3 protein-coding genes are annotated in these 16,921 nt (G+C 61.3%); all 3 read left to right on the plus strand.

The window, feature by feature from the left end:
- The first annotated feature begins 292 nt into the window (after positions 1-292).
- The gene (gene speA, locus C1N56_RS03725) at positions 293-2,272 is read left to right on the plus strand and encodes a biosynthetic arginine decarboxylase (protein WP_071813582.1); all 1,980 of its coding nucleotides are present in this window, start codon (positions 293-295) and stop codon (positions 2,270-2,272) included.
- Positions 2,273-2,977: 705 nt separating this feature from the next.
- A complete protein-coding gene (locus C1N56_RS03730) occupies positions 2,978-3,673 on the plus strand; it encodes an EAL domain-containing protein (protein ID WP_058757107.1) in 696 nt (231 codons plus the stop codon).
- Positions 3,674-3,874: 201 nt separating this feature from the next.
- Positions 3,875-16,864, plus strand: coding sequence for an Ig-like domain-containing protein (locus tag C1N56_RS03735; RefSeq protein ID WP_394517139.1), 12,990 nt, complete (start codon positions 3,875-3,877; stop codon positions 16,862-16,864).
- The last annotated feature ends 57 nt before the right edge of the window (positions 16,865-16,921 follow it).

Here is a 16,921-nt window from a genome sequence, read left to right on the forward strand (position 1 = left end):
GCTCTTTTCTCTCGTCGAAGTTTTCTGCGCTGCGGTAATTATCCCGACACGAGCGCCGGCTAAGCTATTCCCCCAGTTTCTCTGCTGTGTTTCACTCGCCTGTGGTGAGGTGATGCGGGACGATTTTGCCCCGTTGTTCACCGCTTCCGGCACGGTGTTTTACACTTAACCTCAGTAAGGCGCACGGTAACCTGCTGAGGCAAGATAAGCAGAATGAGGAAATTTCCATCCGGCGCAGTAGCAGCAAAATCCGGCAACTTTTTCATATTTCAACGGAAAATTGAGGTTCGTGATGTCTGACGACATGAAGAATATCAAGGGTTCGTCAGCTGGCGAACAGGGTGTACTCCGCTCGATGCAGGAGGTGGCGATGAACGATCAGGACGCAAGCAGAATGCTGCGCACCTACAACATTGCCTGGTGGGGAAACAACTATTACGACGTCAACGAACTCGGCCACATCAGCGTCTGCCCGGATCCGGATCAGCCGGAGGTGCGCGTTGACCTGGCGAAGCTGGTTAAAGAGCGCGAGGCCGACGGCCAGCGCCTGCCTGCGCTGTTCTGCTTCCCGCAAATTCTGCAGCACCGTCTGCGTTCGATTAATGCCGCCTTTAAACGCGCGCGTGAATCTTACGGCTATAAGGGCGACTACTTCCTGGTTTACCCGATCAAAGTTAACCAGCATAAGCGCGTGATTGAATCGCTGGTCAACTCCGGCGAGCCGCTGGGGCTGGAGGCGGGTTCCAAAGCTGAGCTGATGGCGGTGCTGGCGCACGCCGGAAAAACCCGCTCGGTGATTGTGTGTAACGGCTACAAAGACCGCGAATATATCCGTCTGGCGCTGATTGGTGAAAAGCTCGGCCATAAAGTCTATCTGGTGATTGAGAAGATGACCGAAGTGCGCCTGGTGCTGGAAGAAGCCGAGCGGCTTAACGTGGTGCCGCGCCTCGGCATCCGCGCCCGTCTGGCATCGCAGGGCTCCGGTAAGTGGCAGTCGAGCGGCGGCGAGAAATCCAAATTTGGTCTGGCGGCATCGCAGGTGCTGCAGCTGGTCGATATCATGCGCAAAGCGGGTCGTCTCGACAGCCTGCAGCTGCTGCATTTCCACCTCGGCTCGCAGATGTCCAATATTCGCGATATCGCCACCGGCGTGCGTGAATCGGCGCGCTTCTATGTTGAGCTGGCGAAGCTGGGCGTCAACATCAAGTGCTTTGACGTCGGCGGCGGGCTCGGGGTTGACTACGAAGGCACGCGTTCGCAGTCAGACTGCTCGGTCAACTACGGCCTGAACGAATACGCCAATAACGTGATCTGGGCCATCGGCGATGCCTGTGAAGAGCATGGTCTGGAACATCCGACCGTGATTACGGAATCGGGGCGTGCGGTGACCGCGCACCATACCGTGCTGGTCTCCAACATCATCGGCGTTGAGCGCAATGAATTCAGTACGCCGGTCGCACCGGATGCCGACTCACCGCGCCCGATTCAGAGCCTGTGGGATACCTGGCAGGAGATGCACGAGCCAAGCGTACGCCGTTCGCTGCGCGAATGGCTGCATGACAGCCAGATGGACCTGTTCGACATCCATACCGGCTATTCGTCAGGCACCTACGATCTCGGTCAGCGCGCCTGGGCAGAGCAGCTGTATCTCAGCATCTGCCACTATATTCAGCAGCACCTTGACCCGAGCAACCGCGCCCATCGGCCCATCATTGATGAGCTGCAGGAGCGCATGGCGGACAAGATTTACGTCAACTTCTCGCTGTTCCAGTCGATGCCGGATGCGTGGGGCATCGATCAGCTGTTCCCGGTGCTGCCGCTGGAAGGGCTGAACAAAACTCCGCAGCGTCGTGCGGTACTGCTGGATATCACCTGTGATTCCGATGGCACTATTGATCACTACGTTGACGGCGACGGTATTGCCACTACCATGCCAATGCCGGAGTACGATGTGGATAATCCTCCGATGCTGGGCTTCTTCATGGTCGGGGCGTATCAGGAAATCCTCGGCAATATGCACAACCTGTTTGGCGATACCGAAGCGGTTGACGTCTTCGCCTTCCCGGATGGCAGCGTAGAAGTGCAGCTGTCTGATGAAGGGGATACCGTGGCGGATATGCTGCAATACGTGCAGCTCAATCCTAACGATCTGATGACGTTATTCCGCGATCAGGTAAAACAGCAGCAGGATATTGACGAAGAGCTGCGGGCGCAGTTCCTTGAAGAGTTTGAGAGTGGGCTTTACGGCTACACCTATCTCGAAGACGAGTAAGTGTATTTCCCGCAACGGGCTCCGGCTGGAGCCCGTTATTATCACCTTCCCTGACAATCCATCCTGCCATTTATTCAATTCGTGATCGCTATCACTCTGAAATTATCCCGGCCGAAACAGCAAATTCAAACCGTTTATTAACAAAAGCTATCTGCTTAATTCAGCAGCGAAAGCGCATCGGCAGCAAAAAAATCGTTTTTTAAATCTGTGGCTTAGTGTTGCACCTGCCCGCAAATGACCAATCTTTCTTTTATGAGTTTCTGGCTATCTATAATAAAAATTTAAGCATAAGGCGGTGGGTTAGCGATGTGCAGGCCGTCGGTTTTTTGACGCTTTCTGGAATCCCGCTTTAAGCAGTGCATTATCTCATCTTAAGGACAAAGCCAGAATTTATACCAATGCTGTATAATTTATTGCTTATTAATCAGTTGAGTATGGATTTTATTTTTTGTCAGGGCCGATAAGCAAAATCTGAAATCTAAGAATTATCTGATCTTTATATGAAACATGCAGTGAAAAGGAAGCTTTATTGATTGGTTTAAACGATTAAAGTTCACGCTGTTGTTCACTGAAATCTATTTTTCAAAATGTAAGTTGTAAGTTAACCTTCAGTTAAGGTGTTAAGTTTTATCGATGTTTCCCTTACGAATCACATGAGAAAAGCTGACGGTTTAACGCGCTATCAGCCAGTGTAAGGATCGTAAAATGCGCTGCAAATCCGACTACATTCTGATGCTGGAGCCGGTTCACGCTATTTCCGGTGAAGTGGTGGCATGGGAATTGTTGACGCGTTTCGCAGATGATGCAGATACCAATAATAAGCGTAACCCTGACAGGGATGCAGGGTTCTTCAGTCGGCTTTCTGCTGACGAAAAATGGCAGTTATTCCTCCACCAGGTCGAAAAACTTATTCAGCTTTACCATGCGGGGTTTGAGCAGGTCATCAGCGTTAATGTAGACAGAGATATTGTTTCAGGCATTTTTAAAGATGCTGAAATACAAAGAAAACTGGCCGCGCTGACGCGATTACGGCTGGAAATCTCTGCCTTCTTCACCGCACGTTTTAATAGTGCCGACCTGCTGATCCTGAAAGGCGTAGCCAAAATCACGCCGGCCCCGTTATGGCTCGATGACTTTGGTCCGGGTTATTCCAACCTGACCATGCTCGATAGCGGAATATTCGACATCGTCAAGATTGATAAAAATTTTTTTTGGCAATTTGGCGAAGATCGCACTTTCGACATTCTGCTCGACCACCTCAATCAATTATGTCGCGGCGTGATTATTGAGGGCGTTGAACATCAACGTCAGGTTGATTTGCTGTCGCAAAAATCAATTTACGGCATGCAAGGCTACCACTGGAAGAGCGTCTATCTCACTGATTTGTTGGCGCAAGTCTGAAAAGAGTTCGGCAGAGCTGTTTTTTCGGACGGGCGGCAAATAACGACTCAGCGCGTTTTCACTGTGCCTCTGGCAGATGAAACCGGCCTGGAGAAGATGTGAGTAATTCATTGAATTATTCGCGAAGAATACCGGTGTCTGGCGATACCGGGCGTTTTTATGGATGCCATTAAGCTTATAACTGCGCGGGATATCGATAAAATGAACAATATCTCTGTAACGCCTAAAGGCGGAACGATTGCTACTGAAGTGAGCGGTAATCAGGTTAATTTGACTGCTCCCAGTGTGGTTAAGCTCAACCTTAATCAGGCTGATATTAAGTCTTTCACACGCAATGGTAGTGATTTAGTGGTCACCACTAAATCCGGTGAAGTCGTTGTTATTCATAAATTCTACGATGCTAACGGCGACAGCGATCTGGTGCTGCAGGACGACAAAGGCGCGCTGTGGTGGGTGGAAGATCCCGGCACAGAAGGCTTCCAGTTTGTCTCTATCGACAGCACGGAAGGGCTGTTAGCGGAAAACGTCACGGGTGACGGAACACTAACCGCCTTTGGTATCGCCGGCGCCGCGCTGGCCGGTATCGGTGCGCTGATCGCCGGTAACAACGGCGGTGGCGGCGGTGGTGGTGGGGATAACGGCGGCGGCGACAATGGCGGCGGCGGTGATACCACGGCTCCGGCGGCAGTCAGCGATCTGCTGATCACGGATAACGCGGGCAGCGTGCAGGGCGCTATCACGGGCGGCACCAGCACCGATGACAACACGCCTACACTGAGCGGCACGGCCGAAGCGGGGACCATTGTCAGTATTTACGACGGCACCACGCTGCTGGGTACGGTCACCGTCGGTGCCGATGGCCGCTGGAGCTTCACGACACCCGCCCTGGGTGAAGGGCAGCACAGCCTGACGGTTACCGTCACCGATGCTGCCGGCAACACCAGTCCGGCCACCAGCCCGGTTGATTTCACTGTCGATACGCAGCCACCGGCAGTGGCCACGGACGTGTCCCTGACCAACAACAGCGGCGGCAGCACCACGCCGGTACCAAACGGATCGAGCAGCGATGATAACACGCCGATCCTGAGCGGCCGTGGTGAAGCGGGCGCTGTGGTCAGCGTTTACGATGGTCAGACGCTGCTCGGCACGGCGCTGGTGGGCGCGAACGGCAACTGGAGTTTTACCACGCCAGCGCTGAGCAATGGCAGCCACAGCCTGACCGTGACGCTGACGGACGCTGCCGGCAACGTCAGCGCTGCGTCCTCGCCGTTTGTGGTGACGATTCAGGCGGGCCTGCCGTCAACCAGCAGTTCGCTGCAAATTACCGACGATAGCGATGCCACGCTGCGCACGCTGAGCGATGGCGCCAGTACCAAAGACAGCACGCCGGTGCTGAGCGGCCTGGCGAGCGCTAACGCCGTCATCACGCTGTACAACGGCACCACGCTGCTGGGCAGTACTATTGCCGACGGCAGCGGTCAGTGGCGCTTCACTCCCGCCACGCTGGCAGATGGCACTTACGCGTTCCGCGCGGTTGCCACCGACGCCGCCGGTAACGTCACCACCTCCGTCACCCTGACGGTCACCATCGATACCGTGGCACCCGGCGCGGCAGGCGATCTGCTGCTGACCGGTGACAGCAATGGCACCGTGACGCCGATTGCCGCCGGCGGCAGCAGCAATGACAACACGCTGTCGCTGAGCGGCACGGCAGAGGCCGGCAGCACCGTTACGGTACGCGATGGCAACGTCGTGCTCGGCACGGCTATCGTCGGCAGTAACGGCAGCTGGAGCTTCACCACGCCAGCGCTCAGCGACGGCAATCACAGCCTGACTACCACGGTAACCGACAGCGCCGGCAACACCGGTCCGGCATCAGCGGCTATCGTGGTCACCGTCGATACCACCGCACCGGCGGCGATCGGCGATCTGCAGGTGATCGACAACGTGGGTGCCAGCCAGGGCCCGCTGACGTCGGGCGCTACCACCGATGACAACACACCTACCCTGAGCGGCAGCGGCGAAGCCGGTGCGCTGATCAGCATTTACGACGGTAGCACGCTCCTGGGCAATACCCTTGTCGGGGCCAACGGCAGCTGGAGCTTTACCACGCCAGCGCTCAGCAACGGCAGCCACAGCCTGACCGTTACGCAAACCGATGCGGCGGGCAACGTCAGCAGCGCGACCGCGGAATTTGTGGTCAATGTGGACGCTGCGCTGCCGCCCGCCAGCGCCAGCATTGAGCTGGTGGGCGACAGCGGCAATACCCTCGTCTCACTGCAAAACGGCGCCGTCACCAATGACGACAGCCCGACCCTCGCCGGCCTGACCCGGGCGGGCAGCCTCGTCCGCATCTTTGACGGTGGCGATCTGCTCGGCAGCACTACCGCCGACGGCAATGGGCAGTGGAGCTTTGCCCTAAGCAACCTGAGTGAGGGCGGCCATGCGTTCAGCGCCACCATTACCGACGTTGACGGCAATGTGATTGACACCGTCACCCTGAACATTACGGTTGATACCACGCCCCCAGCGGCAGCCAGCGATCTGGCACTGCTGAACGATGCCGGCAGTACCGCACAGCCGGTGACGGGCGGCAGCACGATTAACGATGCGACACCGCTGCTTAGCGGCACGGCGGAAGCCGGCAGTATTGTCACGATTCGCGATGGCAACACCGTTCTCGGCAGCGTCAGCGTGGGCAGTAACGGCAGCTGGAGCTTCACCACGCCAGCGCTGGGCGAGGGCAATCACAGCCTGAGCACCACGGTGACCGATGCCGCCGGCAACGTCAGCCCGGCATCAACGCCGATCGCCTTTAGCGTTGACACCACCGCGCCTGCCGCCGTCAGCGGCCTGCAGGTGACGGATAACGCGGGCAGCGCCACCGGCGCGCTGGCTTCCGGCCAGACCACCGACGATCGCACGCCAACCCTGAGCGGTTCGGCAGAAGCGGGCGCGGTGGTGCGTATTTATGACGGCACCACGCTGCTCGGTAGCGTTACCGCCGGCAGCAACGGCAGCTGGAGCTTTACGCCAGATGCGCTCACCAACGGGCAGCACAGCCTGACCACCACGGTGACTGACGCGGCCGGCAACGTCAGCCCGGCATCGCCGGTGTTCACGGTCAACATCGAGGCGGGCGTGCCGGCCACCAGCAGCCTGCTGATTGTCACCGATGATAACGGCAGCACGCTGGTCGAACTGGCCAATAACGACAGCACCACCGACAGCACGCCGATTCTCAGCGGCCAGGCCGGGGCGGGCGATCTCGTCACCCTGTACAACGGCAGCACGGTATTGGGCAGCGTGGTCGCGGGCAGCAACGGACAGTGGAGCTTCACGCCAGCAGCGCTGGCCGACGGCACCTACGCATTCCGCGCCAGCGCCGATAACGGCAGCGGCACGGTGACGGATTCGCCGGTGATCACCATCACCATCGACACCGTCGCGCCCGCAGCACCGACTGGCATCCAGCTGACCAACGATGACGGCGATCCGCTGGGCACAGGCAGCACTAACGTCTCTGCGCCAACCCTGAGCGGCAGCGGCGAAGCCGGCGGTGTGGTGATTATCTCCGATGGCGGTACGGTGATTGGCAGCACCACGGTGGGCAATGATGGCAACTGGAGCTTTACCACGCCACCCCTCAGCGATGGCAGCCACAGCCTGACCAGCACCGTCACCGATGCGGCCGGCAACACCGGACCGGCGTCAACACCGGTAACCGTCACCGTCGATACGCAGGCACCGGCGGCGGCAGGCAATCTGCAGCTCAGCAATGGCGACGGCACACCGGTTGCCGCGGGCGGCAGCACCAATGACACCACGCCAACCCTGAGCGGTACCGCTGAACCTGGCAGCATCGTGACCGTCAGCGACGGCGATACGGTGCTGGGCACGGCGACGGCAGGCAGCGACGGCAGCTGGAGTTTCACCCCGACCGATCCGCTGAGCGAAGGGCAGCATAACCTGACGTCCACCGTTACCGACACGGCGGGCAATACCGGGCCGGGCAGCACGGCGGTGATTGTCATCGTCGATACCAGCGCCCCCGCTGTGGCCAGCGAGCTGCTGCTCAGCAACGACCAGAGCGGTACACCGGTGCCGGTCAGTAATGGCCTCACCAATGACACCACGCCGGTGCTCAGTGGCCGCGCGGAACCGGGCAGCACCGTGACCATTTCCGATGGCGATACGGTACTGGGCACCGCCACCGTCGGTAACGACGGCAGCTGGAGCTTCACCGCACCGGTGCTGGCAGCGGGCGACCATAGCCTGACGGCGACGGTGACCGATACCGCTGGCAATACCAGCGAACCCTCGGCCGCCCTCAGCTTTACCATCGATACCACCACGCCAGCCGCGCCGGGCAATGTACAGCTCAGTGATGATCAGAGCGGCACGCCGGTGCTGATCACCAGCGGTGCCACTAACGACACCACGCCGGTCCTGAGCGGCAGCGGCACCGCCGGCAGCACCATCACCGTCTCGGATGGCAATACCGTGCTGGGCACCACCACGGTCAACGACGACGGCAGCTGGAGCTTCACGCCAGCCACTGCGCTGGGCGAGGGGCAGCACAGCCTGACGGCGACCGAAACCAGTCCGGCTGGCAATACCAGCGCACCTTCTGCTCCGCTGGAGGTGAACATCGATCTCACCGATCCGGCGCCCGCCGCAGACTTGCTGCTGGTTAACGATCAGGGCGCAACGCCGCTGCCGATCGCGGCGGATGGCGTCACTAATGACACCACGCCGTTGTTCAGCGGTAGCGCGGAGCCGGGCAGTCTCGTCGCGATTTACGACAATGGCAGCGTGATTGGCTCGGCGCAGGCCGATGCAAACGGCAACTGGAGCTTTACGCCGGATCCGGCACTGGAGGCGGGCACGCATAGCCTGACCACCATTGTCACCGACACGGCGGGCAACAGCGGGCCGGCGTCTGATGCGTTTGATTTCACAATCGATCTCACCACGCCGTCTGCCGCCGTTGATGTCGTGCTGAACAACGATAACGGCGAGACGCCGCAGCCGATTAACAGTGGCACCGCGACCAACGACACCACGCCGCAGCTGAGCGGCACCGCCGATGCCGGCAGTACCGTCACCATCCTCGATGGCAACACGGTACTGGGCAGCGTGCTGGTGGGGGCCGGTGGCACATGGACCTATGCGGTACCGACGCTGAGCCAGGGCGAACATAGCCTGACCACGACGGTTACCAGCCCGGCGGGCAACGTTAGCGCACCGTCCGCGGCGATTGATTTTACCGTGGATACCACGGCACCGGCCGAGCCGACCGGCCTGCTGCTGGTGAACGATGAGGTTGATCCGGCCGTACCGGTGGCCTCTGGCGGGGCGACCAACGACACCACACCAGTGTTGAGCGGTAGCGCCGAGCCTGACAGCGTAGTGATCGTGCGCGACAACGGCGTGATCATCGGCTCGGCTACCGCCGGCAATGACGGCAGCTGGCGCTTCACGCCAGATACCGCCCTGGAAGCGGGCAGTCACAGCCTGACGGCCAGCGTCACCGATCCGGCAGGCAACGTCGGGCCGGAGTCCGCGCCGTACACCTTTACCGTTGATCTCACGCCACCGGCAGCGCCAGTGGACGTGGTGCTGAGCAATAACGATGGCAGCACGCTGGTGGCGATTGCCGCCAATGGCGCGACCAACGACACTACGCCGCAGCTCTCCGGCAGCGCCACGGCGGGCAGTATCATCACTGTCTACGATGGCGACAGCACGACGCCGATCGGTTCTGTGACCGTGGGCGCCGATGGCAGCTGGCAGTTTGTTACCGGTACGCTGGACGAGGGCGATCACAGCCTGACGGTAACGGTGACTGATGCGGCGGGTAACGTCAGCGATCCTTCCGCGCCGATTAGCTTTACCGTGGATACCACGGCGCCGGACGCGGTCGTCGATCTGCTGCTGGTGAACAACAATGTCGATCCGGCCACGCCAATCACCTCAGGCAGCAACACCAATGACAGCACGCCGCTGCTCAGCGGAACGGCGGAGCCGAACAGCACCATCATCGTCTATGACGGACAGACGCCGATCGGCACGGCGACGGCAGATAACGACGGCGCATGGACCTTCTCACCTGAACTGACCGATGGCTCGCACAGCCTCAGCGTGACGGTTACCGACGTCGCCGGCAATGTCAGCGCACCGAGCGCCAGCGTGGCGATCACCGTCGATACCGTAGCACCGTCGGCGGTCACCCAGTTGAGCGTCGCCAGCGACAATGGCAACGGCGATCCGGTCACCATCCCGAACGGCGGCTTAACCAGTGACAACACGCCGGTGCTGAGCGGCAGCGGCGATCCGGGCAGCCTGATTGTGATTACCTCGCAGAACGGTCCGGTGGGCAGCGTCACTGTGGGCAGCAGCGGCAGCTGGAGCTTCACGCCGGCCAGCGCACTGAGTGACGGCAGCTACACCTTAACCGTTGTGGCGCGCGACGCGGCGGGCAACGTCAGCGCGCCGGTCACGGCACAGCTGGTGATTGACGCCACCGCACCGGATCAGGTGACGGAAATCAGTCTCTCCAATGACAACGGCAGTGCGCTGGTAGATATTCCGTCGGGATCGACCACCAGCGATACCACGCCGTTGCTGGCGGGCGTTGCTGAGCCGGGCAGCACGGTGAACATTCTGGATAATGGCGCGCCGATTGGTACGGCGATTGCGGGCAGTGACGGCGCGTGGAGTTTCAACGTGCCAACCCTCACCAACGCGGCGCACAGCCTGACGGTGACGGTCACCGATGCGGCCGGTAACACCGGGCCGGCGTCGGCACCGATTACCTTTACCGTGGATAACCAGGCTCCGGCCCAGGCCACGCTGGAAGTAAATAACGACAACGGTACCGATCTGGTACTGGTGCCCGATGGCACCTTTACCAATGACAACACGCCACGCCTGAGCGGTACGGCGGAGGCTGGCAGCCTGGTGACCATTTACGATGGCAATGTGGTGCTGGGTTCGACCACCGCCAATGCGGACGGCGAATGGGTGTTCCTGTCGCCCGTGCTCACCGATGGTCAGCACACCCTGACGGCCACGGTGACGGACAGCCTCGGCAACGTCAGTGCGCCGTCTTCCAGCTTCACCGTTCAGGTTGATGCTACGCCGCCGCAGCCGGTCAGCGCCGTGCTGCTGCAGAATGACAACGATCCGGATAATCCAGTCACCATTGCCAACGGTGGCGCCACTAACGACAACACGCCGCTGCTGAGCGGCAGCGGTGAGCCGGGGGCTCTCGTCAACGTGTACAACGGCAACGTGCTGGTGGGGTCGGCGACGGTGGACAGCGAAGGCAACTGGAGCCTGAATACGTCGCCGCTGGATAACGGCAGCTACACGCTGACGGTCGTCGTCAGTGACAGCGCGGGTAACGTCAGCGACCCGGTGAGCGTTGGCGTGACGGTTAACACCGTCGGGCCGGATCCGGTGCTGTCGTTTGAGGTCAACGCCAATAACGGTCCGACCGCACTGCCGCTGGTGGATGGCAGCTTTACCAACGACACCACGCCGGTGCTGAGCGGAACGGCGCAGGCGGGTGCCATCATCAATCTGTTGCAGGACGATACGGTGATTGGCTCGGTGGTCGCCGATGCCAATGGCGTATGGCGCTTTGAAACCAGCGCGCTGCAGGATGGCAGCTACGCCTTCTCGGTGCAGGTGGTGGATGCCGCTGGCAACGTCAGCGAGCCGGTGGGTCCGGTGAATGTCACCGTCGATACGCTGGTGCCAGACGCGGTTCCAGACCTGGTGGTTGCCGATAACGTGGGCGGCACGACGGGCCCGCTGGACAACGGCGCGTCAACCGATGACAACACGCCAACCCTGAGCGGCACGGCAGAAGCCGGCAGCACGGTGAACATCTACGATGGCACCACGCTGCTGGGCACTGCGCTGGCTGGCTCGGGCGGGGCCTGGAGCTTTACGACCGCAGCGCTCAACAACGGACCTCACAGCTTCACCGTGACCGTCACCGATGCGGCGGGCAACGTCAGCACGGCGACGCCGGCGTTCAGCCTTAACGTGCAGGCCGATCTGCCGCCAGCCACCTCGACGCTGCAAATCACTGACGACACGGGCACGACGCTGGTGACGCTGGCAGACGGCGCGGTAACCCGCGACACCACGCCAACGCTCAGCGGCTCTGCCGAAGCCGGTCAGCTGATTCGTATTTATGACGCTAATACGGATGCGGTAATCACCAGCGTTACGGCGGATGCTAACGGCCAGTGGAGCTATACGCCAACGTCACCATTAGGTGATAACAGCTACGCCTACTATGTCACCGCGCAAAACCCTGGCGGTGATGAGGGGACGCCATCGGCTACCCTCGGCTTCACCGTGGATACCACCGCGCCGGCGGTGGCCGCTGATGTGGTGATCAGCAACGATCGCAGCGGCACGGCGGTGCCGATCAGCGACGGCAGCGTCATCAATGACAACACGCCGGTACTCAGCGGCAGCGCCGAAGTGGGCAGCCTGGTCACAGTGTACGATGGCAACACCGCCATCGCGTCGGTTACGGTGGGCGCGGGTGGAAGCTGGACGCTGACCACGCCTGCATTGAGCGAAGGGGCGCATGCGCTAAGCGTGGGCGTCAGCGATGCGGCGGGGAACAGCAGTGCTCTCACCCCGGCGCTTAACTTCACTGTGGACAGCATCGCACCGAATGCTTCGACGCTGGTTATCACCAACGATGATACCGCGCAGCCGGTGCTCAACGGCGGCTACAGCAGCGATGCCACGCCAACCCTGAGCGGCGTAGCGGAAGCGGGCAGCACGGTCACCATCCTCAATAATGGTGATGTGCTGACCACGCTGACCGTGCCGTCCGGCGGCAACTGGAGCTACACGCCAGCGACAGCGCTGAGTGAAGGATCGCACACCCTGAGCGTTTCGGTGACCGATGCGGCGGGCAACGTCAGCACCAGCACCAGCGCGACGGTGATCGTTGATACCCTGGCGCCGGACGATCTGACGCTGACGGCCAGCAACAACAACGGCAGCACGCCGGTGACGATTGCTGACGGCGATACCACTAATGACAACACGCCGCTGTTACGCGGTGTGGCAGAGGCGGGCAGCGTGGTGACCATTCGCCTCGATGGCGATGTGGTGGCCTCGCTGACGGTCGGCAGCAGCGGTAACTGGAGTTACACCTCTGCGGCACTGAGCGACGGCAGCCATACCTTCAGCGTCACGGAAACGGACGCGGCGGGTAACACCGGCGAGGCGCTCAGCGTGACGCTGATCGTTGATGCGACGCCACCGCTGGTGGCCACCAACCTGACCATCACTAACGATGTGACCGGCGTCAGCATACCGGCTGGCGGCGCGACTAACGACACCACGCCAACGCTGAGCGGCAGCGCCGAGGCCAACACCACGGTTAGCGTTTATGACGGCAATACGCTGCTGGGCACGGCGCTCGTGAACGGCAGCGGCGCATGGAGCTTTGTTTCACCGACGCTGGGTAACGGCGCGCATGCGCTGAGCGTGGCGGTCACCGATGCGGCGGGCAATACCGGCCCGCGCACCACGCCGGTGACCATCACCGTCGATACCGTTGCGCCGGGCGCGGCCACGCTGGTGGTCACCAACGACGTCAGCGGTACCGTCATCCCGAATGGCGGCGTCACCAGTGATAGCACGCCGGTGCTGAGTGGCCGGGCGGAGGCGGGCAGCATCGTCACCGTGCTGGATGGCACCACGCTGGTCGGCTCCGTGCAGGTGGGCAGTGACGGCAACTGGACGCTGACGCCAGCCACGGCGCTGAGCGAAACGCTTCATACGCTCAACGTCACGGTCACCGATGCGGCCGGTAACGTCAGTGCCACCACCAGCGCCACGCTGGTGATCGACACCACACCGCCAGTGGCTATTACCGGGCTGGCAGCGGTGAACAACAACGGCAGCACGCCGGTGGCGATTGCGGCGGGTGGCGTCACTAATGACAGCACGCCACGCCTGAGCGGCACGGCGGAAGCCAACAGCATCGTGACCATCCGCGATGGTGATACGGTGCTGGGTTCGGTTACCGCGGCCAGCAACGGCAGCTGGAGCTTCGTCACTGGCACCCTGTCTGACGGTTTACACACCTTCAGCGTGACGGCCACGGATGCGGCCGGCAATACCGGTCCCGCAGCATCCCTTGCGCTGACCGTCGACACCGCGCCGCCGCTGGCGGCAACCGGACTGACGCTGACCAACGACGCCACCGGTGTGGCTATCGTCAATAACGGAGTCACCAACGACAGCACGCCGACGCTGCAGGGCACGGCGGAAGCGAACGCGATTGTCACGGTTTACGATGGCAACACGCTGCTCGGAACGGTGCAGGCTAACGCCAGCGGCAGCTGGAGCTTCGTCTCGCCGACGCTGAGCAATGCCGCCCATGCGCTGAGCGTGACGGTGACCGACAGCGCGGGCAACGTCAGCCCCCGTTCTGAGGTGATTAACCTCACCGTGGATACGGTGGCGCCAGCGAACACCAGTCTCACCATTATTAATGATGCGACCGGTGCCACCATCGTCAACGGTGGTGCGACCAACGACACCACGCCAACGCTGCGCGGCAGCGTCAGCGCGGCGGAGGCCGGGGCACGCGTCACCATTCTGGACAACGGTCTGGCACTGGGCACGGCGATTGTGCAGGCGGACGGCAGCTGGAGCTTCACGCCACTGGCGGCGCTGAGCGCCGGTCCGCACCCGATCACGGTGACGGTAACGGATGCCGCAGGTAACGTCAGCGGCACCACCGCGGCCACGGTGATCATCGATACCACGGCACCGGCGGCCATCACCAATCTGCTGGCGCTCAACAACAACGGCAGCACGGCGGTGACCATTCCGAATAATGGCGTCACCAACGACAGCACGCCGCTGTTGAGCGGCAACGGCGAGGCGGGCGCGCGCATCACGGTGTACGACGGCACCACATTGCTGGGCAGCACCACGGTGGGCAGCAACGGCAGCTGGAGCTTCGTGGTGGGCAACGCGCTGAGCAACGGCAGCCACACGCTCAACGTGACGCAGACCGACCCGGCGGGCAACGTCAGCCCGCAGGTGTCGACCACGCTGATCGTCGATACCGTGGTGCCGGTTGCCAGTACGCTGACCATCATTGATGACATCAGCGGTACGCCGGTGACGCTGGCGAACGGCGCCTTTACGCGCGATACCACGCCAACGCTGCGCGGCACCACGGAAGCGGGTGCGGTGGTCACCATCTACGACGGTGCCAGCGCCATTGGTTCTGTGACCGCGGGGAGTGATGGCAGTTGGAGCTTCACCACCGCCACGCTGGCGAACGGCGCGCACACGCTGAGCACCACGGTGACCGATGCGGCGGGTAACGTCAGCACCGGCAACATCACGGCGACGGTAAATGTGGATACCCTGCCTCCGGCGGCGGTAAGCGGGCTGGCGATCAACAGCGCCGGTACCCTCGTCACCGGTAGCGGTGAAGTGGGGGCCACGGTGACGGTGCGCGATGCCAGCGGCAACGCGCTCGGTACCACCACGGTCGGCAGCGGCGGCAACTGGTCGGTGACGCTCACCACCGCGCAGATCACCGGTGCGCCGCTCTCGGTGATCCAGACGGATCGCGCCGGTAACGTCTCGCCGGGGGCCTCGCTGACCGGTGCGATTCGCATCGTGGCGACCAACGACAGCAACGAGGTGGATTACACCAGCACGCAGGCAACGGTGAACAACGGTACGGTCAACTCGTCGCACACCGCGCTGCTGACCGTGGGGCTGGGTACGGTGCTCAATGCCAGCGTACTGAACAACGGTAATGCTTACCTGTTCAGCGTGGGTAACGATGACAGCCGTACCGTGACGCTCAACGGTTCGGTAACCAGCCTCGGCGTGGCCGCCAACTATTCGTTAAACCTGTACGAACAGCAGGCGAACGGCTCGTGGCAGTTGATCAGTATTAAGACCAACTACATTAACGCGCTGCTGACGATCGGTACGCTGAAAGGGGCAAACGTAACCTACACCGGACTGGGGACCGGCAACTATGCGGTGGTGGTGGCAGCCACCACCAACATTAGTGTGTTGCCAACCACCACGGTAAGTACGGTGTCGGATTTCACCACGCTGGCGGTCACCACCGCCGCGACGGTCACCGGTAACCTGCTGACCAACGACACCAGCTCCATCGCCGGGACGATTCCGTCCGGCACGGCGGTGGCGTCGGTGGGCAGCAGCGCGGTGGCGTCCAGCGGCAATACGGTGATCAACACCACCTACGGTACGCTGACCATTGATGCGAAGGGTAACTACACCTACACGCTGAAGGCCGGGCTGGATATCGATACCCTGCCATCCGCAGACACCTTCACCTACTCGGTGCGGGATGCCAGCGGTGCAGTGACCTCGGCGACGCTGACGGTGACGCTGCATAACGGTGCGGCCACCGCGCTGTTCGCCACCACCAGTCTGGCGGCGGAAACCACCACCAGCAGCGAGCATGATGCCAGCGGCAGCATCTGGGGAGACAGCAACGTCAGCCACAGCGGCACGCTGAGCATCCTCAATGAGCACGGCGATCTCACCACCGTGAGCAGCGTGGGCAGCACGGCGGTGGCCGGGGACTTTGGTGTGCTGACCATCGCCGCCAACGGTAGCTATACCTATACCCTGAACGCGGATGTGAATATCCAGAACATCACGCATAAGGAGGTGTTTACCTACACCCTGGCGTCGTCCGACGGCACTATCACCAGCAACACCTTTACCATTGAGCTCCACCCGACCATCACGGGCAGCGCCGCGGCTGACAGCCTAACCAGCAGCGCCTACGACGACACCATTACCAGCGGTGCCGGCGCAGATACGCTGGTTTACCACCTGCTGAGCAGCGCAGATGCCACCGGCGGCAACGGTCACGACACCTGGACCGACTTCAGCGTCGCGCAGGGTGACAAGATCGACGTCAGCAGTCTGCTGATCGGCTGGAATGATTCCACCAGTAATATCAATGACTTTGTGAAAGTGGATCATACCGCGGACGGCAATACGGTGTTGTCGATTGACCGTGACGGCAGCGGCACGGGGTACAGCAGTACGCAGCTGATTACCCTGGAAGGCGTAAACGTCTCACTGGAGGAGTTGCTGCAGCAACCGCATCAAAACCACACGGCTTAGTGGGTGTAACGCAGGGAAGCATAACGGGCACAGGGAGGTGCCCCTTTCTCTCTTTTA

Source organism: Pantoea sp. SGAir0175 (genome assembly GCF_043547855.1).

What these genes read in the sequence shown, in the direction of transcription:
- speA (WP_071813582.1), top strand. Translation starts at nt 293, where the DNA reads ATGTCTGACGACATGAAGAATATCAAGGGTTCGTCAGCTGGCGAACAG.
- C1N56_RS03730 (WP_058757107.1), top strand. Translation starts at nt 2,978, where the DNA reads ATGCGCTGCAAATCCGACTACATTCTGATGCTGGAGCCGGTTCACGCT.
- C1N56_RS03735 (WP_394517139.1), top strand. Translation starts at nt 3,875, where the DNA reads ATGAACAATATCTCTGTAACGCCTAAAGGCGGAACGATTGCTACTGAA.